This window comes from Aliidiomarina indica (assembly GCF_015354615.1).
GTDB classification, from domain to species: domain Bacteria; phylum Pseudomonadota; class Gammaproteobacteria; order Enterobacterales; family Alteromonadaceae; genus Aliidiomarina; species Aliidiomarina indica.
Genome location: NZ_JACAVQ010000002.1, coordinates 298,094 through 318,415 on the forward strand (window position 1 = coordinate 298,094; position 20,322 = coordinate 318,415).

Below are 20,322 nucleotides of genomic sequence, written 5' to 3' on the forward strand. Positions count from 1 at the left end.
GAATCTCTGCGCTATTCAGCGGGTACCTAAATTAAGAGGAATCATTTGTGTTAGAACAGTATCGCGCACATGTGGCCGAGCGTGCCGCAGAAGGTATTCCACCTAAGCCCCTCAACGCAGAGCAAGTCTCTGAGCTTGTTGAGCTACTCAAAAGCCCACCGGCTGGCGAAGAAGAATTTTTGTTTAATCTGATCAGCGAGCGCGTGCCTCCGGGTGTAGACGAAGCGGCGTACGTAAAAGCTGGCTTCCTTGCGGCGATCACAAAAGGTGAAGTTCACTCACCGATCATTAGCAAAGAACAAGCGGTGAAGTTGTTGGGCAATATGCACGGCGGCTACAACATTGAAACCTTGGTGTCATTGCTTGACGACGGCGATCTTGCAGAATTGGCTGGCGAAGAATTGAAGCACACCATTCTGATGTTTGATGCCTTCCACGATGTTGAAGATCGCATGAAACAAGGAAATGCGGTTGCCAAATCAGTGGTTGAATCATGGGCAGATGCCGAGTGGTTTACGAACCGCCCTGAAATGCCAGAGAAGATCACCGCCACGGTATTTAAAGTCACCGGCGAAACCAACACCGATGATTTGTCGCCAGCGCCAGACGCTTGGTCACGTCCAGATATTCCTTTGCACGCGAAAGCGATGTACAAAATGCCACGGGAAGGTATCACTAATGCGGCGGAACAAATTGCTGAACTAAAAGAGAAAGGCAACCCAGTCGCGTTTGTTGGCGATGTTGTGGGTACCGGCTCTTCGCGTAAATCGGCGACTAACTCAGTATTGTGGTTTATCGGTGATGATATGCCGGGCACGCCTAACAAGCGCTCTGGTGGTATCTGTATCGGTGGCAAAGTGGCGCCGATCTTCTTTAACACCATGAAAGATACGGGAACCCTCGTATTTGAAGCCGACGTCGACAAAATGAATATGGGCGATGTGATTCACATTTACCCACTGGCTGGAAAAATCGAAAACGACGCAGGCGAGGTGATTGCTGAATATAAATACGCCTCTGACGTGATCATTGATGAAGTACGCGCTGGTGGCCGTATTAATTTGATTATCGGCCGTGGTTTAACCACGAAGGCCCGTGAGTCTTTAGGCTTAGGTCATTCTGATTTATTCCGCGCGCCAGAGCAGCCAGCGAGTAGCGGAAAGGGCTTCACACTTGCCCAGAAAATGGTAGGTAAAGCGTGCGGCATGACAGGTGTTCGCCCCGGTACTTACTGTGAACCACGTATGACAACGGTGGGTTCACAAGATACCACCGGCCCAATGACCCGTGACGAACTGAAAGATCTCGCATGTTTAGGTTTTAACGCGGATTTGGTGATGCAGTCGTTCTGTCATACCGCTGCGTATCCAAAACCAGTAGATATTGATACACAACATACCCTGCCAGATTTTATTATGAATCGCGGTGGTGTGTCGTTGCGTCCAGGCGACGGTATTATCCACAGCTGGCTAAACCGCATGTTATTGCCAGACACGGTCGGAACCGGTGGCGATTCTCACACGCGTTTCCCATTGGGTATTTCGTTCCCAGCGGGTTCAGGTTTGGTGGCGTTTGCTGCCGCTACGGGCGTGATGCCACTCGACATGCCAGAGTCGGTGCTGGTGCGCTTTAAAGGCAAAATGCAGCCTGGCGTTACCTTGCGCGACTTGGTTCACGCCATTCCGTTGTATGCAATTAAGCAAGGCTTGTTAACGGTTGAGAAACGCGGCAAGAAAAACGCATTCTCAGGCCGCATTTTGGAAATCGAAGGCTTAGACAACCTAACTGTTGAACAAGCATTTGAGTTATCTGATGCATCAGCCGAGCGTTCAGCAGCGGGTTGTACGATTAAGCTGTCTGAAGAATCCATCGCAGAATACCTGCGCTCGAACATCACCATGTTGCGTTGGATGATGGCTGAAGGTTACGGCGACGTACGTACCTTAGAGCGCCGCGCCCAGAAAATGGAAGAGTGGTTGGCTAAACCAGAATTGATGGAAGCTGACAAAGATGCAGAATACGCAGAAGTGGTTGAAATTGACCTCAATGAAATCGTGGAGCCAATTCTCTGCTGTCCGAACGATCCAGACGATGCGAAAACCTTGTCTGATGTAGCGGGTGACAAAGTAGATGAAGTCTTTATTGGTTCGTGTATGACCAACATTGGGCACTTCCGTGCTGCCGGTAAACTGCTTGAGCAGAACACCAAGCCGTTGAATACTCAGCTGTGGATTGCGCCACCGACCAAAATGGACGAAGCGCAATTGATGGAAGAAGGCTATTACAACATTTATGGTCGTAACGGCGTGCGCACAGAAATGCCAGGCTGTTCACTGTGTATGGGTAACCAAGCTCGCGTGAAAGCGGGTGCGACGGTGCTGTCTACTTCGACACGTAACTTCCCAAACCGCTTAGGTGATGGTGCGAACGTGTATTTGGCTTCTGCGGAGTTGTCTGCAGTGGGTGCAATTCTGGGTAAAATTCCAACCCGTGAAGAGTACATGCAGTACGCTCAGAACATCGATGCCATGGCTGGCGAAGTGTATAAGTACTTAAACTTCGACCAAATGCCTGATTTCCGCGCAGCGGAACAAAAAGCAAAAGATACGATTATTCCTACCATTAACGTAGCCTAATCATCGCTATTACGTTCGCTTAAACGAACCTTTCAAAACCCTGGTATGGCAACGTACCGGGGTTTTTTTATGGCATCACATTATTGTCATAGGACTATATACAGTCTTTATTTAAACTAGCCATGGGTCATGGGATGTTTGTATTTTATGCAAATCAAAACGATTAGTTACATTAAGCAGCATGCTGCTAATCTCAACGTAGAAGAGCCTATTGTTGTGACGCAGGGGGGAACCCCTGTGTATCGCATTGAATCGGAGAAAAATGCGCAGTTACGCGATGAAGGAATCGCGTTACTCAAGTTGGTGAATATTGCTGAGCGAGATGTGCTCGGAGTAACCGATTATCGGCAACTCACCTATCAGGACGACAAGATTCTCTTTCGCTTCGATGAAACCACCTCGACTGTGTATGTCATGGCCTTTTTGCGGCAGCGCCACAGCGCCCAACAGTTGTTAATCGACTATGTGATTCAGGCCGATATTTAACCCCTATAAAATACGCGGTTGAGCGCATTTACCTGTGATTCTCGAGATAATTCGTTATGGTGGTTCCCTAATTAAAAAATCAAGCACGACGATTTGGAGGAATTATGCATCACCTGGTGAAAAAATCATTAGTGGCGACCGTGCTAGCCGCCACTGTGTTTACTGTTTCAGCCTATGATCGAATTACCGGACATCATTTTGCTTCTCGCTCCGAAGTAATGGCCCCAGAGGCAATGGCCGCAACCAGCCAAGGTTTAGCAACACAAGTGGCGCTAGATGTGATGAAAGCCGGTGGTAATGCCATTGATGCAGCTATTGCCGCCAATGCCATGCTCGGCTTAGTTGAGCCGACCGGTAACGGTATTGGTGGCGACTTATATGCCATTATCTGGCATGCCGAAACCCAACAACTCTATGGACTGAATGCATCGGGTCGTTCCCCGATGAATTTATCCCTCGATTACTTTATCGATAACGGCTATGAGAGCATTCCCCAGCGCGGGGTGCTGCCAATTTCTGTGCCAGGAGCCGTGGACGGTTGGTTCGAAATGCATGAGCGTTTTGGCGCGCTGCCCATGCAAGATATTTTGGCCCCTTCCATTCATTACGCCGAAAATGGCTTTCCTGTAACCGAAGTGATCGCTTACTACTTCGAGCGCAATGCCGACGTGCTGAAAGATTTCCCCGGATTTCGTGATGTATTTATGAAGAACGGGCGTACCCCACGTAAAGGCGAGATGTTCCGTAACCCAGATTTGGCCAATACCTATGCGCAGCTAGCTGAGAATGGTCGGGACGCCTTTTATCGTGGCGCAATTGCGCGCACCATCGGTGAATTTGTGCAAGAACATGGTGGTTTTTTAAGCTACGACGACATGGCCGCTCATGAGTCTGAGTGGGTTCAACCGGTTTCTACAAATTACCGCGGCTACGATTTATGGGAAATGCCACCTAACACGCAAGGTATCGCTGCGCTGCAAATTTTAAATATTCTGGAGCAATTTGATATTGCCGCGATGGGCTTTGACAGTCCGGAATATATTCATCATTTTGTCGAAGCGAAAAAACTCGCTTTTGAAGACCGGGCGAAGTTTTACTCGGATATGCAGTTTAACGAGATTCCAGTGGACTGGTTGATTTCCAAAGAGTATGCGCGGGAGCGTGCTGAACTGATCAATCCCGAACGTGCAGGGCGTAGCTATGAGCCTGGTAATCCGCCGATGACCGGGGATACGATCTATCTCACCACCGCCGATAAACACGGCAATATGGTCTCGCTAATTCAAAGTAACTATCGCGGAATGGGCTCAGGCATTACGCCCACTGGCCTGGGCTTTGTGTTGCAAAACCGAGGTGAGTTGTTTGCCCTAGATCCAAACCACATGAATGTGTTTGAGCCGGGTAAACGCCCATTCAATACCATTATCCCAGCGTTCGTGACCAAAGATGGGAAGCCGGTTATGAGTTACGGCGTCATGGGCGGCGGCACTCAACCGCAGATGCATGCGCAGATTCTGATTAACATTCTCGATTTTGGCATGAACCTGCAAGAGGCGGGCGATGCGCCCCGCATCTTACATACAGGGTCGAGCCAGCCAACCGGTGAAACTATGACGGATGGTGGCGTACTGAGCTTGGAAAATGGCTTCTCCGATAATACGCGACGGGAGCTGACCAAGATGGGGCACCGCCTTCAGGAAATGGTGGGACCATTCGGGGGTTATCAAGCAATTTGGTACGATGCAGAGCAGGGCGTCTATATTGGGGCCTCAGAAAGTCGTAAAGATGGATATGCCGCTGGTTACTAATTAAGTCGCGCTGAGCATTCAGTTGCTCAGCGCACTTTTCCCGGCGCCCAAGGCGTGGCATGATGCCTACTACTTCAAAGAAGCACGACTTGTGCCGTGTCGCAGCAAGGAGAGAGTAGCACCATGGCCGTATTACATCGTCCGCAAGCGGGTATCTACGCAGAACCTAGCTTGCATGGCTTGTTTGTTTTTATGCACATCGATACGGATGATGTTGCAGCGGTGCGCTCATGTCTTGCTACGTTTCCGGAACATATTCAACATTGGCAAGACTATTTTTCCGATGCCTTACTCTCGGTTGTGGTGGGTATTGGCGAAGCCTACTGGGATGTGCTCTCTCCTGATTCTCGGCCTGATGGTTTGCAGGGAGTCCCTGACCTAACCCGCAGTGAACATCCGTGCCCGGCGACACCTTATGACATCGTGCTGATCCTACGTTCAGATCGCATGGACGCGAATTATGCCACCGCACTTGCCTTGCAAGAGGTACTCACCGGCGTAGCGGTTCATGCACAGGAAACGGTGTCGTTTCGATATCTTGATGGACGTGATTGGTTTGGCTTTAAAGTAAATCCGGAGATGCCCCATGGCGGGCAACGCCGTGATTTGGCGTTAGTACGCGCCGATGATGATCCCGAGTTTGAAGATGGAAGCTTTCTTTGGATTCAGCAAACTCGTGCCGAAGTGAGCCGCTTCAACCGAATGACGCGTGCTGAACAAGAACGTTTGATGGGACGTGAACGGAGCTCTGGAGAGCGCTTAAAAACTGCCAAACATAGCCATGCAGAGAAATCTCAGGGTGATGTATGGTCGCAACGAATGTTACTCACCAATTTGCGCCATCAAGAGGAAGTATCGTTTTCGTTTTCACGACGTATGGGGGCATTGCAAGACTGGATATCGCGGCGCTTCCTTCCCGATAGTGACGGTGGTTGCGATCCGCTACTCGATTACCTGCAAGTACAACACAATAGTGTCTACTTTGTACCGTCGGAGCAGTGGCTAAAGCGGTTGCGTGGGTAACGCAGCAGCATCGAGAAAAAACGTTTAAATCGGTGTATCAAACAATTGCTGTACGTTCTTAAGCGTGACATCGATAGTATTGATGTCGACCGGGGCAATAAAAATGGTGTCGTCGCCGGCGATGGTGCCAAGCACACCTTCCTTTTTTCCCACCGAATCGAGCAAGCGGGCTATTAATTGCGCAGCGCCCGGGGTAGTTCTGATAATAATCATCACCGAGTTATGCTCAACATCCAACACCAATTGCCGCACTGAGCTTTTCGCCGAAGGCATAGACAGTTCAGGAGGCAGGCAATACACCATATCTTCTCGCGCATTACGCGCGCGCACGGCGCCAAACTTACTTAGCATACGCGACACTTTCGATTGGTTCATGCCATGAAATCCGCGCTCCTGAAGGGCTTCAACAATCTCAGCCTGCGAGGAGTAACGTTCTTCTTTCAATAGTGCCTTGAAGGCTTCAATCAATATGTCTTGGTGTTGGAGTGCCATATATACTTTCGTTGGATTGTTATTCAAATAACGTTGCGCAACAGTGTATCGGAAATTTTTTATAACACCTAATTATCATGATTTAAGGCGAGGAAAAAGCCGTGATTTATTGTAATTTAAGCGCTGATCCTTTATGGTTTAGCCCCCGCAACTGACTGAATGGAGTGCGATATGAAAGTAGCAGTGTTAGGCGCCGCTGGCGGTATTGGTCAGGCGTTATCTCTTCTTCTGAAAACCCAGCTTCCCGCTGGTTCTGATCTGGCCTTATTCGACATTGCACCGGTAACTCCGGGTGTTGCCGTTGATTTAAGCCACATCCCAACTGCCGTAACGGTAAAAGGTTATGGTCAAGATGGTTTAAAAGACGCCTTATCAGGTGCTGATGTTGTATTAATTCCTGCGGGTGTGCCGCGTAAACCAGGCATGGACCGTTCTGATTTGTTCAATATGAACGCCGGCATTATTAAGAATTTGATCGAAAATATCGCAGATACTTGCCCTAAAGCCTTGGTGGGTATTATTACCAATCCAGTGAACACCACAGTAGCCATTGCCGCTGAAGTGTTAAAGAAAAAGGGTGTGTACGATAAGAACCGATTATTCGGTGTTACCACACTGGATGTTATTCGTGCGGAAACGTTCGTGGGTGAGCTAAAAGGCAAAAACCCAGCAGAGTTGCATGTACCTGTGATTGGTGGCCACAGTGGCACCACTATTCTACCGCTGCTGTCTCAGGTTGAAGGCGTAGAATTCACCCAAGAAGAAATTGAAAGCCTCACGCACCGCATTCAAAACGCGGGAACGGAAGTGGTTGAAGCGAAAGCTGGCGGCGGCTCTGCAACCTTATCAATGGGTCAAGCAGCGGCACGTTTCTGTTTCTCACTGGTGAAAGGTTTGCAAGGTGAAAAGGTTACCGAGTACGCTTACGTAGAAGGCGACGGTAGCGATGCAACCTACTTTGCCCAAGCAGTTCGCTTAGGTAAAAACGGTATCGAAGAAATTCTACCTTACGGCAGCTTAAGCGCGTTTGAAGAAAAAGCGAAAAACGATATGTTGGATGGCTTGAAGAAAGATATCCAAATGGGTATCGATTTCGCCAACCAGTAGCCAACGCACCGCGTTGGTCACGATGATCTGTAGCCAACGCACCGCGTTGGTCAGGTGTTGATAGCAGCACCGAGGCCGCATAACGTCTTGCGAATAGTTTAAAAACCGCGCTTGGTGCAAACCAGCGCGGTTTTTTAATGCCTTGCTGACTGAGAGATCAACGCGAAGTTCTTTGCAAATAGCACAAGCGTTGTTATAGTGGAACGGTCTTTAAAAAGTCTTTTTGGAGGCTTTAATGAAAACTGAAACCGTCACTTATCTGAAAGAGAATGCGAATTCCCTTGAGCTCAACGAAACCTTGCTAGTTACTAAAAAAGGCAAGCCCGCGTATGTGGTTCAATCGTTTTCTGATTATGAGTTTCAGCAAGAGACCTTAGCGCTCTTGAAGTTACTAAAGTTGTCGGAGAAATCTCTGCAAAATAACAGGCTCACACTTGATGAAGCCTTCGAGTGAAGCCTACTCCATCGTAGCATCCCCTGTATTTAGGGTGTCACTCGTACGCTTTCGAAGCTTCATCGAACACAACTATTCAGCAGCGCTCGCCGAAGGTGTAGTGACCAAGATTAAAACGAAAATTAAGCAGCAACTTTCTGCTAATCCGAGTATCGCTCCTATCAGCGAACGTCTTCTGAATCTGGGAATCGCGGACTATCGGCAATGGTGCGTCGATGATTTTAACTTGGTGTTCTATCGTGTCGACGAGGTGAATCATCAAGTCGAGCTTTTAGCGCTTATATCGGCCAAGCAAAGCATCAGAAAGTTGCTGTTCGAGGTGAACCTCCTGCTCTAAGCGGATGCAACGCAGCAGATTAATCTGTAGCCAACGCACTGCGTCGGGTACGATGATCTGTAGCCAACGCACCGCGTTGGTCAGGTGTTGATAGCCGCACCAATGCCGCATTCGATAACGGACCAACGCAATGCGTTGGGTACGAATCGGGCATTGCGCTGGCCCGCAGTACACCATCAACGCTTGCTGAACCAGTCGCCCATGCGATGCCACCAGGAACCGCCATGGGCTAACTGAACCAGCGCTGCCGGTGTATCAATTGAGTCCATGATGTCCCAGGACCTAGATTTATCCGTGGCCCGCCAAAGAAAACCGACGCCGGTTGTGCCTAAAATCACAAGAGAAGCATCTCGTGCTTCTTGGGCTATGACGTCAGATATATCCTTTGATGAATGAACCACAAGCTCTGCCTCTGACAAATTCTTGGCATCGGCCCATTGTTCCAATTCCTTCTTTCCTTCTTCTTCTGATTGGTCTGTCACATGTAAAATTCGTAGCTTACAGTCATGCTTTTTCTGGAAAGCACGGGCCAGCTCAACCGACAACTCCATCTTTGTTGCTAAATCCGTTGGCAACAGAATATTATCCAAGTCTTTCACTTGCCCACACAGCACAATAAAGTTACACGGCAGATGGTTGGCCATCGCGGAAAATCTTCGCCAGGGCCCTATATTTCGCCATTGCCGATGAACATAATCCGACACAAGGGTGACATCAGCACTCCATTTTTCCGCAGCTTTTAGAATTCCACTGTAGGGGCTGCGACTCACCAAAGTACCCGTTTTTATATCCAGATTGTTATCTCTAGCGCGTTTGGTCGCTCGCTCAAGGATGCTCCCCTTCCCTGTGTCGCTTTCTTCTTTTTGCTGGGGCGTTCGATGCAGCGGCGTTTGCTCGGGAAGCTCTTCGATATCGACTGCGATAACTTCACCCTCGTGGTATTCTGCAAGCAAGGCGGCAAAATCGATTAGTTTTTCCTCTTCTTCATCCTCGCCAAGAATCACTAAAATTCTATATTTCTCAGGGTGAGGCTCAATACTTTGGGCAATATCCAACGCACCTTTGGGCAGCTCTGCTTGGTGAGATTCAATCCAGTCATCTACTTTTCCGGCTTTCGGTGTGCGAGATCGGGCATACATAAAATACCAGGCAATGGCAAACACCCCGAAGCCAATGCTCAGCATAATTTCGATGGGCGCCATAAAAGCAATAATTCCAAAAGACATTAACGCGCCAGCAACAGGCACTACCGGGTATAAAGGAACCTTAAAAGCGGGTTTGTAATTTTTCGCATTGGTCTCTCGATATGCAATAAGAGCCACATTCAAAAGGCCATAGACCAGCAGATGCAGTATGCTGCCCATTTTAGCGAGCGTCTCGAGATCACCAATCAGAATAAACCCGAAAATAAAGGCGCCGGTAAGCAGGATGGCTCGATGAGGTGTTCCCCGTTTGGGATGCACCTCGGAGAGGGACGAGTGCAATATACGATCCCGCGACATGGCAAAACTGATGCGCGAGGAAGCCAGGATGGACGCATTAGCGGATGAAAAGGTCGCTAAAATCCCCGCCGTAATTAATGCATAAAGCCCCAATGGGCCCATAAGCTTCTCAGCAACCTGAGATACCGCCACTTCACCCATATCAACAATTGTGGTCCAGTGCTCGGTGCCAGCTAGAACAATCATTACAAAGGTGTAGAGCATGATGACAATCAGCACACTGCCGATCACCGCAAAGGGTAAATTGCGATCGGTGTTCTTCATTTCTTCGGCGGCAGTATTAATCTCTGCAAAGCCTAGGAAGGTCACAAAAATTAAGCCTACAGTGGGCAGAACGGCAAGCCATCCTCCGGTTTCCTCCGGGGCGAAGGGCTGCAGTTTTGCCATGTCGAGTTGTGTAGACCCCACCCCTAGAAATATCAGTAGAATCACCAATAAAATCATGACCACTAACGACTGCACAAAACCTGTAGCCTTGGTCCCAATGTAGTTGAGTGCAGTGAGCAAGAAAGCCGCGGCCAGAGCGCTAACCTGAGCAGGCTCGAGGGTAATGATTCTAATATCAAAGGCCGGAACGGGTATTAATTGTTGCAGGTAACTTCCAAAGCCAACGAGATAAAACCCTGTTGCCGCGGCCAGTCCTAGCCAGTTTCCTAGTCCTGCAATAGTGCCAAGAAGTGGCCCAAGTGCATCATCAATGTAATAGTAAGCACCACCAGCTTTAGGTACGCCTGTGCCTAGCTCACTAATGGACAGAGCAGTAAAAATGGCAATAATACCGCCGATGACAAAAGCCAAAGCGGCTGCCGGACCGGCACTGGCGAAGGCCGAAGCAGGAAGGATAAATATTCCGGCCCCAATCATAGTTCCTAGGCCGATGGTCAGGCTTGGCAGAAGACCAAGCTGACGCTTCAAACCAGAACTCATTGTTGCAGACTCAGCGTGGTGTTAACGATCTCGTTTAACCGCGCATTTATCATAGTAACCCTACCTGCTTATATCATTTTTGAGAATCCATAAGCTGCGTAAGTGCGGCAGATATATACATTTATTCATGGCAGCTGCTAACAAATTATAGGTAACAGGTTTAAGTTTGTGCAACCGAGGAGGGATACAGAGCACCTAGGGTACCTAACGCACCGCGTTGGTCAGGTGTTGATAGCAGCACCGAGGCCGCATTCGATAACGGGCCAACGCAATGCGTTGGGTACGTTATCGAGTTAAGCGACCCGTTCTACGGCTAAATTCGCAAGAGCTTTTAGGGCTTCTTTGTAGTCGGATTCGGGGAAGTCGGCGAGAGCGGCAATCGCTAAGTCGCGCTGAGCCAAAGCCTTGTTGCGGGTGTACTCAAGTGCACCCGTGCTTTCCATAACCGCCAAGATGGGTGCTAGAGAATCGCGTTTGCCGCCGTGCTCAATGGCCTCGCGAATCAATGCGGCATGTTCGCTATCGGTATTCCACATGGCGTACAGGAGGGGTAACGTTGGTTTGCCTTCGGCAAGATCATCACCGGCATCTTTGCCCATGGTTTGAGCGTCGGATGTATAATCAAGCAAGTCGTCGACCAGCTGAAATGCGGTGCCAAGGTAACGGCCATAATCAGATGCTGCTTTTTGCACGTGTTCGGGTTGGCCGGCAAGCTCGGCGGCTAATTCTGTTGCGGCTTCAAATAATTTAGCTGTTTTACTGTAAATAACCTGGAAATAAGATTCCTCTGAGGTGTTCGGATCGTTACAGTTCATTAATTGCAGTACTTCACCTTCAGCGATGACATTGGTCGCGTCGGCCATCACTTCGAGCACGCGCATGCTTTCAGTTTTTACCATTAACTGAAAAGCACGGGTGTATAGAAAATCGCCGACTAAAACACTAGCTTCATTGCCAAATAAGGCGTTGGCGGTATCGCGGCCACGGCGAGTCATGGATTCATCCACAACGTCGTCGTGTAGCAAGGTTGCTGTGTGGATAAATTCAACAATGGCCGCCAATAACTGGTGATGGGTGCCCTGATATCCCAAGGCTCTTGCAGTTAGCACGGCAAGTTGAGGGCGCAGGCGTTTGCCACCGCTATTAATAATGTAAAACCCGAGTTGATTGATGAGGGCTACGTTAGAGCTGAGCTGGGCCGTAATAATGGAATTTACAGCGCTCATGTCGGCGTCACTTAGCGCTTTTACTTGGTCCAATGTCATGACAATTCGTTTTCAATAACTCAGTGAAATTTGGCGCTGATTTTACCGCATTTACAGAATTCTGCCAGTTTGATGATTTTTTGAGTTTTGGCTTGCGTTGTGGATAGTTTTTACGTAAAATCCGCGGCCTGAATTAAGTTTGTTGCGCCCGCATAGGGCATTTGGAGAAGAATATGTACGCGGTTTTTCAAAGTGGCGGTAAACAGCACCGTGTCACCGAGGGCCAGACCGTTCGCCTGGAAAAGCTCGAAGCAGCTACCGGTGATACCGTAGAATTTGAGCAAGTGCTCATGCTCTCTGATGGTGAAAATGTAACGATCGGTGCGCCTTTCGTTGCAGGTGGTAAGGTTAAGGCTGAAGTGGTGAATCATGGCCGTGCTGATAAAGTGACGATCATTAAGTTCCGTCGTCGCAAGCACCACATGAAGCAGGCGGGTCACCGTCAGTGGTTCACTGAAGTCAAAATTACTGGCATCAGCGCTTAAGAGGAGTATTGACACATGGCACACAAAAAAGCAGGTGGTTCAACCCGTAACGGTCGCGACTCAGAAAGCAAACGTCTTGGTGTAAAGCGCTATGGCGGCGAGTCAGTACTGGCAGGTAACATCCTGGTGCGTCAGCGGGGCACCAAATTTCACGCAGGCGATAACGTAGGTGTTGGTCGTGACCACACTTTATTCGCAAAAGTAGATGGTAAAGTTACCTTCGAACAGCGTGGACGCCAGAACCGGAAGTTCATCAGCGTTGTTTCTGATTAATTGAACGTCCTATTTTGGAAAACCCCGCCGATGTGCGGGGTTTTTTGTATCTTCAGTTTGTATGTTGGCCTCGTAACATTTGCGAAGCTAGACTGAAGCGAGTAGTTTTATCAAGCACGTATTAGGTTAGACAGGCAATCCCATGAAATTCGTAGATGAAGCAGAAGTTCGAGTTGAAGCAGGCGACGGCGGTAATGGCTGTGTGAGCTTTCGGCGCGAAAAATTTATCCCTAAAGGTGGCCCCGATGGCGGCGACGGCGGGGATGGTGGGGATGTCTGGCTCGTTGCCGATGAAAACGTCAACACCTTAATCGATTACCATTTCGAACGCATGCATCGTGCGGTACGCGGGCAGAACGGCATGAGCCGTAACTGTACTGGCAAACGCGGCGACGACAAAGAAATGAAGGTGCCTGTTGGAACCCGTGTGAAAGATGTCGATACGGGTGAAGTACTCGGTGATCTGACCCGTCATGGTCAGCGCCTCATGGTTGCCAAAGGTGGCTTTCATGGGTTGGGAAATACCCGGTTTAAAAGCAGTACTAACCGTGCCCCGCGCCAACGTACCGATGGTACTAAAGGTGAGCACCGGAATTTACTATTAGAGTTATTGCTTTTGGCCGATGTTGGCTTGCTCGGTATGCCGAATGCGGGTAAATCGACGCTGATTCGGTCGGTTTCTGCAGCCAAACCCAAAGTGGCAGACTATCCATTTACCACGTTGACGCCAAACCTTGGCGTGGTGCGCCTGTCTGCGTCTCAGAGTTTTGTTATTGCAGATATTCCAGGATTGATTGAAGGTGCTGCCGAAGGCGCGGGTTTGGGTATTCAGTTCTTGAAGCACTTAGAGCGTTGTGGATTATTGTTGCACTTGGTGGACGTTGCTCCTTACGACCAAACCGATCCGGCGGAAGTGGCAGTGACCATTATTGAAGAGCTTCATCGTTACAGCCCTGAACTGGCGGAAAAACCACGTTGGTTGGTGCTGAATAAAACAGATTTGCTCCTACCTGAAGAGTTAGCCGAAGTGCGCGAGCGCGTGGTTTCAGCACTTGATTGGGAAGGCCCGGTATTTGAGTTGTCAGCATTAACGGGTGCTGCGTGCAAAGAACTCATGCATGAGATCATGAAGTATCTTGAAACGCTGCCAAAAGAGCCGGTGAATGTGCAAGAAGTACCTGAAGAAGTGGAGTTCAAGTGGAGTAATTACCACACAGAAACACTGGGTAATGATCGTGAATTAGAGTCCTTTGAAGGCGGCGCAGATAGCGACGACTGGGATGAAGAAGACGACGATTGGGATGACGATGAGCCAGATGATGGCCACGTGATTTATAAGCCTTAGGGACACATCTGCATGCACGTATCATTAATCGCGGCAATGGCCAAAGATAGAGTGATTGGGTACCAGGGCGACATGCCCTGGCACTTGCCTGCCGAGTTAGGGTACTTCAAAGAACTGACCATGGGTAAGCCGATTATCATGGGGCGCAAAACTTTTGCATCCATTGGTCGCGCCTTGCCCGGACGTACCAATATTGTTCTTACGCGCCAAGGTGCTGATTTACCCGAAGGGGTGATCGCTGTGGGGACGGTCGAAGATGCGTTAGCCCAAGCGAGAGCAGTCACCGGTGACGATGGCGAAGTCATGATCATCGGCGGCGGTGAGATCTATAAAGCATTTTTACCTCAAGCCACGCGTCTATACCTCACCCATATTGATCTCGAAACCCAAGGCGATACTTGGTTTCCCGATTGGAATAATGAACAATGGCAACGTACCTTGCTACGAGAAAGTGCCGTGACCCCCAACAACCCCCTGGCCTTTAAAGGCTATCTCTACGAACGTAAGTAGCCAACGCATTGCGTTGGTCAGGTGTCGATGAATGATCGGTGGATGGAATCCGCAACGGACCAACGCGATGCGTTGGGTACGATTCTCGAGCCTCATCCAACAACGGACCAACGCGATGCGTTGGGTACGATTCTCGAGCCTCATCTAACAACGGACCAACGCAATGCGTTGGGTACGATATCCCCGACGCATTGGCGACGTTTTTTGTAACGGGGTGTTTCATTTCATGGGTTTATCTTGAGGCAAGGCGTGTAAACAGGTACAAATAGGCAACAATAAAAAAGAGAAGCCTGTTATGAGTGAACGATCCCTTGCATCATCCATCCGGTCGCGGTTATGGGGCGTTGCCTTGTTAGCCATGGCCAGCGTATGTATCAGCACATCCGTACACGCAACGACCTCCACAGCCTCGAACCCAACGCTGCAGTTAGAAGCGTGCCATGTGCGTGGGTTGCCAGAGCAAGTGGAGTGCGGTTATCTCACGGTGCCGGAAGATCATCTGAACGCCTCAGAGCGAACGCTCGATATCCATGTGGTGAGGTTGCCTGCAGTAAGTTCCGGAAAAGCAGCCGACCCGTTGTTCTTTCTTGCCGGTGGGCCCGGTCAAGCTGCTACCGAACTGACGCCATTTATCGCATCCATATTTTCGCAAGTTCGACAAACCCGAGATATCGTTCTTGTCGACCAACGCGGAACCGGAAAATCGAACCCCCTACAATGCGACGTGATGGATCTCGATGCATTATTGGTGACCGAAGCCGACGTTGATTTAAGCGCGATGATGCGAGAGTGCGCGAATGCACACGATGCCAACTTTCAGCATTACCATACCGTCAATGCGGTGCACGATTTTGATGCGGTGCGCAAAGCACTTGGTTATAGCAAAGTGAACTTATATGGCGGATCGTACGGAACGCGCGCTGCCCTTGTGTGGCTGCGTGAAAAACCTGAAGGTGTACGCAGTGCCATCCTTGATGGTGTTGCACCCACCCAGGTGGTTGTAGGTCCCTTTGGGGCCTTTAGTCAACAAGCTTACGAACGGTTGTTAGCCGATTGCGCCGAGGAAGCGGCGTGTGCAGAGTTATTTGGTGATCTCGACACAACCTACCAAAATCTGCGGGCCAGCTTACGGGAAAATCCACAACTGGTAGCTTATCGGGATCCGCGTAGTGATGAGCATATTGAGTTTCTGCTAACCGAATATCGGCTTGCTGGCACCTTGCGCAACGCGCTGTACAGCCCGCGCTCTCGGCAACTGATTCCACTTGCAATTCGAGCCGCAACGCAAGGAGATTACCGGCCGTTGCTTGGCATGATGAACAGTATTGATGCCGACCAGCCTTTATATATAGGTTTGCTGTTGTCGGTTTTATGTCAGGAAGATATCCCTCGCGCCGATGAAGAATTATTAGCGCGGGACCGGGATAATATTTTTATGGGCGGGCAGCTCACTGAAGATTTTATCAGCATGTGCGGCGGCTGGCCGGTACAAGCGGGAGATCCTCGTTGGGCTGAACCTGTGGTGTCGGATGTTCCATCGCTGTTGTTATCAGGTGCTCAAGATCCGGTGACACCGCCAGTGTGGGCAGAGCTTGCGGCAGAAACGCTGTCAAACAGCCAGCATTTGGTGGCGGAACACGGCGGCCACACCATCGTGTCACATACCTGTGCCAACCGACTTGTCGCCAGTTTTCTCGACAATCCAAATGAATCGCTCGACGGTAGCTGTTTAGAGCGAACCCGTCGTCTACCTTTTGTTCGTAACATCAACGCCGCGGGCATGTAAGGAGCGAATCATGATTAAAACAGATGGCTTGATGAAAGCTTACAAAGACGTGCAGGCCTTAAGTGGTCTGTCGTTTAATGCCGAAGATGGAAAAATCACCGGCCTGCTAGGCCCAAATGGCGCGGGTAAAACCACCTGTTTGCGCAGTATTTACGGGTTGATCAAAGCCGATGCTGGCTTTGCCACAGTAGATAACATTAGCGCTGCCGAACAGCCCCTCGAGGTACGCCGTCGGATTGGCATTTTTCCGGATAAATTTGGTTTACAAGAGCGCCTGACAGCCCGCGAGCACATCGCTTATTTCGCCGCCTTACACGGCTTGCGCAATGATACCTTAAAGGAAGCGGTAGAGCGGGTGATTCAGGAACTGGATATGGCTGATATTGCCGATCGTCGCACCGCCGGCTTTTCTCAAGGTCAGCGAATGAAAGTGGCTTTGGCTCAGGCGATTGTGCATCAACCACAGAATCTTATATTGGATGAGCCAAGCCGCGGTTTGGACGTGATGAGTACGCGCATTCTTCGGCAACTGATGTATCGGTTACGAGAGCAAGGTCGCTGTATTTTGTTTTCCAGTCACGTGATGCAAGAAGTCGCTGCATTGTGTGATCACGTTGTCATTATGGTTCACGGTCAGGTAAAAGCGGAAGGTACCCCTCAAGCCTTGTGCGAACGAACTGGCAAAGATAGCTTCGAAGACGCATTCGTTGAGCTGATCGGTACCGAAGAAGGAATTATGTTATGAGTCGCGTATTTTTTACTATTTGGCGAAAGGAAATGCTCGATGCCGTGCGTGACCGTCGTAGTCTGATGGCGGCCATGTCGTATGCTTTGTTTGGTCCGCTGCTCATGGCCGTCGCTTTTATGGTGCTGATCAAAGACGTGGTGTCGGAACGTGATGTCCGGATTCATATTGACGGTGCAGAAAATGCGCCTGCACTCGTCAACTTTTTGGAAGCCCGTCGAATATTGGAAGGTACTGAAGAGTCACCTGCGCAAGATATCTGGTTAGAGATTCCAGACTCTTATGCCGACGATCTGGCTCGGGCCAAGCCTATCCCCATTGTGGTTCGCGCCGATTACAGCGAACGCAGTTTGCAAAGCCAGCGCAATCGCGTGGAATCCGCTTTGCGTGAGTACGGTCAAACCATTGCGATTCACCGTTTAACCTTGCGCGGCATTAGTTCGGAAGTAGTTCAGCCCTTGCAGGTCGATCGCCAAGACACTGCAACCAAAGGCTCGCGTGCGGCCTTAGTGCTCGGTATGGTGATGGTGTTTGTGCTGATGTCAGTATTCTTTTCGGGCATGAATGTGGCAATAGACAGCAGTGCTGGCGAGCGCGAGCGCAACTCTTTGGAGTTTTTACTGGCCCAGCCAGTCGCAACCCACTGGCTTGTCGCTGCAAAAGCCACTGCTGCCGCAAGTTTTGCTGCTTTTGGCGGTATTTTGGCACTGTTATTAATTCCCGTGGTGTTCTTGTTCGTGCCCTTGGAAAAGCTCGGTATCGACTTTGCGATGTCATGGACGCAACAGTTGGTCATCGCGCTGGTTCTGCTTCCTCTGGCGCTGTTCGCGAGTATCTTGCAGCTTTTTGTGAGCTTTCGGGCGAAATCGTTTAAGGAAGCGCAAACCTATATTTCGCTGGTGATGTTTATTCCTGTGGCTGCGATCTTCGCATTGGAATTTACGCGCTTTGAGCATCCGATACTGAAAATGCTCCCGGTAACGGCGCAACACAATGTACTTTTCTCTGCGATAGCAGGGCAACCGCTTGATACTATGGCGGTGCTCGCTGGAAGTGCTATCACCTTAGGGCTTACACTGGTGTTGGTGGGCGTGGTCACGCGCATGCTACGCAGCGAAAAAGTGGTTTTTGGCCTCTAGCCTCAGAATAAGGCAGCGTCCATCGCTGCCCTATGCCCCCAAATAACTGGGAGACTCGTGTATGTATGACCCGCTCATCGCCAATACGATTCCACGTGATCATGAGCAGGGCATAGACACCTATTGGACGAGTCATACGCAACTGCCCGAGTGTCGCGTCAGTAAACTTCCCGAGCATGCCGAATTCGTGGTTATCGGTGCTGGTTATACAGGCTTGAATGCCGCACTTGCATTGGCACAACAGGGGCGCGAAGTGGTGCTGCTGGATGCGGGCGGCATCGGCGCCGGCTGCAGTTCGCGAAATGCTGGCTTTATGTTGCCCGGCAGTGGCCGCCTGAGCTTTAGCGATTATCATAAAGCGTTTGGCTTTGAAACCGCCGCTGGGGTCCAGCAAGAGTTCGCTTCGAGCATTGCCCACGTTGAAGAGCTCGTGCAATCGTCACAGTTTCCTTGCGATCTGATTTCAAGCCGCTATCTGCGTCTTGCTCATAATCAAAAAATGGCAAAGCAGTTAGAGAACCAACAAGCACTTTACGAGCACACTGCTTTAGATGCCGAGTGGTTCAGTAACGCAGAAATCGCCCGGCAAATTCCCGGGATATCTTGGAATTATGGTGGGCTTCAGGTCACTCCGGCGCGTGCAGTAAATCCGCGTGCGCTGGTCGGTGTTTACTTAGATCAAGTGATTCGGGCAGGCGTACGCTGTATACCGCACCACCCGGTGATCGATTGGCAGCGCTGCGGCGATGGCCACCGCTTAGCAACCCCAGCGGCCAGTATTAAGGCACAACACGTGTTGGTGTGTACCAATGGTTACCTGGCAAAGGCTCCGTTTCCAGATATTAGTGCGCGTCATATGCCGGTACTCTCCAGTATTCTTGTTACTCGCCCGTTAACCCAACACGAGCAGGCCGCTCAAGGTTTGCGCGTAAACGATATGATGATGGATACGCGGACCTTAAAGTACTATTACCGTTTACTCCCCGATGGTCGCCTATTGTTTGGTGGTCGCGGTGCGGTGACAGGAGCGAACGCCGCCGATCAACGACATCAGCAACGTCTTGAAGCCGCATTAAAAGCAACCTTTCCAGGGCTGCAGAATCTCGCGACGGATTATTATTGGTCAGGGTGGATCAGTGTGGCTTTAGACGCCATGCCCCGCGTATTTTCGCCAACGCCGGGCGTGTATACCAGTATGGGCTACTGTGGCGCTGGCGTTGCTTTTGCCAGCCTAGCGGGAAAACGTTTGGCGCAGCTGGCCATGGGTGAAACTTTACCGCCACTGCCTTTTTATCAGTCGCCGCTACCGCGTTTTCCTTTGCCGCGTTTACGCCGGATGGCATTGCGCGCATTTTATGCGCTGCAACGGGGCTAGCCTTGTCAGCGTTATATTAGAAGCGCAGCAGCATCTCAGCGGCAGTGCAATGACACACACCATCACACACGGGGCAATAATAACCGTCGTCTAGGGATGCGCGCAGCCAGCGCTCGGGATGATCTTGAATAAGCTCACCACCACAGCGGGTAAAATACTCAAAGGCACTGTTGTTGGGAGATTGTCGCCAGATATGGGCGATCCCACCTTTGCAACCCGAGCCCTGCGCCTCAATAATGGAATGATATAATAACGATTTGCCGACGCCGCCCCCTTGAAAATCGGGGTCTACCGCAGAGCATTTAAAGTAACACAGGTGCTCAGGAGCAAAAGGCCAGGCATCAGGCGTGCACCACTGATCAATCTCCCAACGCTGAGGCGCGAAGGTTAATCGAATCCCTACCAGCTGATCGTTTGCAAAAGCTAACCAATGCAGATTGCGGCCCGACGCGGCGTGGCCACGGGCGTAATAGTCAGGCAAATTCTGTTCGGTTAAATAATTCTCGCCGTGGACTTTATTACCCAAGTCCATCACTGCGTCAAAATCTGCTTCGTTCATTTGCCGAAATCGAATGAGGGGAGTGTCTGCCGCCATACTTACCGCTTCCTTGATACTTTCGCGTAGTA

At 50.2% G+C, this 20,322-nt stretch carries 20 protein-coding genes; 16 read left to right on the plus strand and 4 right to left on the minus strand.

Annotated elements, in window-relative coordinates; all coding sequences use genetic code 11:
• Positions 1-47 precede the first annotated feature (47 nt).
• The 4 genes from acnB to HXZ99_RS05770 all read left to right on the plus strand — a co-directional run bounded on the left by acnB (position 48) and on the right by HXZ99_RS05770 (position 5,953).
• Positions 48-2,636, plus strand: a complete 2,589-nt coding sequence (gene acnB, locus HXZ99_RS05755; protein WP_194756317.1) for a bifunctional aconitate hydratase 2/2-methylisocitrate dehydratase — start codon at positions 48-50, stop codon at positions 2,634-2,636.
• A gap of 147 nt (positions 2,637-2,783) precedes the next feature.
• The gene (locus HXZ99_RS12210) at positions 2,784-3,122 is read left to right on the plus strand and encodes a type II toxin-antitoxin system Phd/YefM family antitoxin (protein WP_228517670.1); all 339 of its coding nucleotides are present in this window, start codon (positions 2,784-2,786) and stop codon (positions 3,120-3,122) included.
• A gap of 104 nt (positions 3,123-3,226) precedes the next feature.
• Positions 3,227-4,930, plus strand: a complete 1,704-nt coding sequence (ggt, locus tag HXZ99_RS05765; RefSeq protein ID WP_194756318.1) for a gamma-glutamyltransferase — start codon at positions 3,227-3,229, stop codon at positions 4,928-4,930.
• Positions 4,931-5,053: 123 nt separating this feature from the next.
• Complete coding sequence (locus tag HXZ99_RS05770; RefSeq protein ID WP_194756319.1) at positions 5,054-5,953, plus strand: Dyp-type peroxidase; 900 nt, start codon at positions 5,054-5,056, stop codon at positions 5,951-5,953.
• Positions 5,954-5,977: 24 nt separating this feature from the next.
• Here HXZ99_RS05770 and argR read toward each other — a convergent pair whose 3' ends face one another.
• The gene (argR, locus tag HXZ99_RS05775) at positions 5,978-6,445 is read right to left on the minus strand and encodes a transcriptional regulator ArgR (protein ID WP_194756320.1); all 468 of its coding nucleotides are present in this window, start codon (positions 6,443-6,445) and stop codon (positions 5,978-5,980) included.
• Positions 6,446-6,616: 171 nt separating this feature from the next.
• Between argR and mdh the strand changes: the two genes are divergently transcribed.
• From mdh to HXZ99_RS05790, 3 genes are all read left to right on the plus strand, one after another.
• Positions 6,617-7,552, plus strand: coding sequence for a malate dehydrogenase (mdh, locus tag HXZ99_RS05780; protein WP_194756321.1), 936 nt, complete (start codon positions 6,617-6,619; stop codon positions 7,550-7,552).
• A gap of 235 nt (positions 7,553-7,787) precedes the next feature.
• Complete coding sequence (locus HXZ99_RS05785; RefSeq protein WP_194756322.1) at positions 7,788-8,006, plus strand: type II toxin-antitoxin system prevent-host-death family antitoxin; 219 nt, start codon at positions 7,788-7,790, stop codon at positions 8,004-8,006.
• Positions 7,990-8,343: a hypothetical protein gene (locus tag HXZ99_RS05790; protein ID WP_194756323.1), complete on the plus strand. Its 354-nt coding sequence runs from the start codon at positions 7,990-7,992 to the stop codon at positions 8,341-8,343. Before HXZ99_RS05785 ends, HXZ99_RS05790 begins: the two co-directional genes overlap by 17 nt.
• A gap of 176 nt (positions 8,344-8,519) precedes the next feature.
• Here HXZ99_RS05790 and HXZ99_RS05795 read toward each other — a convergent pair whose 3' ends face one another.
• Both HXZ99_RS05795 and ispB read right to left on the minus strand, forming a co-directional pair.
• Positions 8,520-10,772, minus strand: a complete 2,253-nt coding sequence (locus HXZ99_RS05795) for an amino acid permease (RefSeq protein ID WP_194756324.1) — start codon at positions 10,770-10,772, stop codon at positions 8,520-8,522.
• 293 nt (positions 10,773-11,065) lie between these two features.
• Complete coding sequence (gene ispB, locus HXZ99_RS05800; protein ID WP_194756325.1) at positions 11,066-12,037, minus strand: octaprenyl diphosphate synthase; 972 nt, start codon at positions 12,035-12,037, stop codon at positions 11,066-11,068.
• Between the two features lie 173 nt (positions 12,038-12,210).
• Between ispB and rplU the strand changes: the two genes are divergently transcribed.
• The 9 genes from rplU (at position 12,211) to HXZ99_RS05845 (ending at position 19,695) form a co-directional block, all read left to right on the plus strand.
• Positions 12,211-12,522 carry a 50S ribosomal protein L21 gene (rplU, locus tag HXZ99_RS05805; RefSeq protein ID WP_194756326.1) on the plus strand — a complete coding sequence of 104 codons (312 nt, stop codon included), beginning with the start codon at positions 12,211-12,213 and terminating at the stop codon, positions 12,520-12,522.
• 15 nt (positions 12,523-12,537) lie between these two features.
• Entirely contained in the window at positions 12,538-12,795 is a 258-nt protein-coding gene (rpmA, locus tag HXZ99_RS05810; RefSeq protein ID WP_194756327.1) for a 50S ribosomal protein L27, read from the plus strand.
• Between the two features lie 142 nt (positions 12,796-12,937).
• Positions 12,938-14,140: an Obg family GTPase CgtA gene (cgtA, locus tag HXZ99_RS05815; protein WP_194756328.1), complete on the plus strand. Its 1,203-nt coding sequence runs from the start codon at positions 12,938-12,940 to the stop codon at positions 14,138-14,140.
• Positions 14,141-14,152: 12 nt separating this feature from the next.
• Positions 14,153-14,650 (plus strand): type 3 dihydrofolate reductase, encoded by a 498-nt coding sequence (gene folA, locus HXZ99_RS05820; protein WP_194756329.1) that lies wholly within the window; start codon positions 14,153-14,155, stop codon positions 14,648-14,650.
• A 27-nt stretch (positions 14,651-14,677) separates the two neighbouring features.
• Positions 14,678-14,860: a hypothetical protein gene (locus tag HXZ99_RS05825; RefSeq protein WP_194756330.1), complete on the plus strand. Its 183-nt coding sequence runs from the start codon at positions 14,678-14,680 to the stop codon at positions 14,858-14,860.
• An 85-nt stretch (positions 14,861-14,945) separates the two neighbouring features.
• On the plus strand, positions 14,946-16,436 hold the full coding sequence (locus HXZ99_RS05830; RefSeq protein WP_194756331.1) for an alpha/beta hydrolase: 1,491 nt from the start codon (positions 14,946-14,948) through the stop codon (positions 16,434-16,436).
• Between the two features lie 10 nt (positions 16,437-16,446).
• Positions 16,447-17,181 (plus strand): ABC transporter ATP-binding protein, encoded by a 735-nt coding sequence (locus tag HXZ99_RS05835; RefSeq protein ID WP_194756332.1) that lies wholly within the window; start codon positions 16,447-16,449, stop codon positions 17,179-17,181.
• Entirely contained in the window at positions 17,178-18,320 is a 1,143-nt protein-coding gene (locus tag HXZ99_RS05840) for an ABC transporter permease (protein WP_194756333.1), read from the plus strand. The genes HXZ99_RS05835 and HXZ99_RS05840 overlap by 4 nt, the downstream gene beginning before the upstream one ends.
• A 61-nt stretch (positions 18,321-18,381) precedes the next feature.
• The gene (locus tag HXZ99_RS05845; protein ID WP_194756334.1) at positions 18,382-19,695 is read left to right on the plus strand and encodes an NAD(P)/FAD-dependent oxidoreductase; all 1,314 of its coding nucleotides are present in this window, start codon (positions 18,382-18,384) and stop codon (positions 19,693-19,695) included.
• 16 nt (positions 19,696-19,711) lie between these two features.
• Here the strand turns inward: HXZ99_RS05845 and HXZ99_RS05850 are convergent, their stop codons facing one another.
• A complete protein-coding gene (locus HXZ99_RS05850; protein WP_194756335.1) occupies positions 19,712-20,290 on the minus strand; it encodes a GNAT family N-acetyltransferase in 579 nt (192 codons plus the stop codon).
• Positions 20,291-20,322 lie beyond the last annotated feature (32 nt).

Excerpts from the sequence above, each read along its gene's own strand:
- argR (WP_194756320.1), bottom strand. The coding sequence starts at position 6,445 with ATGGCACTCCAACACCAAGACATATTGATTGAAGCCTTCAAGGCACTA.
- mdh (WP_194756321.1), top strand. The coding sequence starts at position 6,617 with ATGAAAGTAGCAGTGTTAGGCGCCGCTGGCGGTATTGGTCAGGCGTTA.
- HXZ99_RS05840 (WP_194756333.1), top strand. The coding sequence starts at position 17,178 with ATGAGTCGCGTATTTTTTACTATTTGGCGAAAGGAAATGCTCGATGCC.
- HXZ99_RS05830 (WP_194756331.1), top strand. The coding sequence starts at position 14,946 with ATGAGTGAACGATCCCTTGCATCATCCATCCGGTCGCGGTTATGGGGC.
- ggt (WP_194756318.1), top strand. The coding sequence starts at position 3,227 with ATGCATCACCTGGTGAAAAAATCATTAGTGGCGACCGTGCTAGCCGCC.
- HXZ99_RS05850 (WP_194756335.1), bottom strand. The coding sequence starts at position 20,290 with ATGGCGGCAGACACTCCCCTCATTCGATTTCGGCAAATGAACGAAGCA.
- HXZ99_RS05785 (WP_194756322.1), top strand. The coding sequence starts at position 7,788 with ATGAAAACTGAAACCGTCACTTATCTGAAAGAGAATGCGAATTCCCTT.
- HXZ99_RS12210 (WP_228517670.1), top strand. The coding sequence starts at position 2,784 with ATGCAAATCAAAACGATTAGTTACATTAAGCAGCATGCTGCTAATCTC.
- HXZ99_RS05770 (WP_194756319.1), top strand. The coding sequence starts at position 5,054 with ATGGCCGTATTACATCGTCCGCAAGCGGGTATCTACGCAGAACCTAGC.
- HXZ99_RS05795 (WP_194756324.1), bottom strand. The coding sequence starts at position 10,772 with ATGAGTTCTGGTTTGAAGCGTCAGCTTGGTCTTCTGCCAAGCCTGACC.
- HXZ99_RS05845 (WP_194756334.1), top strand. The coding sequence starts at position 18,382 with ATGTATGACCCGCTCATCGCCAATACGATTCCACGTGATCATGAGCAG.
- cgtA (WP_194756328.1), top strand. The coding sequence starts at position 12,938 with ATGAAATTCGTAGATGAAGCAGAAGTTCGAGTTGAAGCAGGCGACGGC.
- HXZ99_RS05790 (WP_194756323.1), top strand. The coding sequence starts at position 7,990 with ATGAAGCCTTCGAGTGAAGCCTACTCCATCGTAGCATCCCCTGTATTT.
- rplU (WP_194756326.1), top strand. The coding sequence starts at position 12,211 with ATGTACGCGGTTTTTCAAAGTGGCGGTAAACAGCACCGTGTCACCGAG.
- rpmA (WP_194756327.1), top strand. The coding sequence starts at position 12,538 with ATGGCACACAAAAAAGCAGGTGGTTCAACCCGTAACGGTCGCGACTCA.
- HXZ99_RS05825 (WP_194756330.1), top strand. The coding sequence starts at position 14,678 with ATGAATGATCGGTGGATGGAATCCGCAACGGACCAACGCGATGCGTTG.
- HXZ99_RS05835 (WP_194756332.1), top strand. The coding sequence starts at position 16,447 with ATGATTAAAACAGATGGCTTGATGAAAGCTTACAAAGACGTGCAGGCC.
- ispB (WP_194756325.1), bottom strand. The coding sequence starts at position 12,037 with ATGACATTGGACCAAGTAAAAGCGCTAAGTGACGCCGACATGAGCGCT.
- folA (WP_194756329.1), top strand. The coding sequence starts at position 14,153 with ATGCACGTATCATTAATCGCGGCAATGGCCAAAGATAGAGTGATTGGG.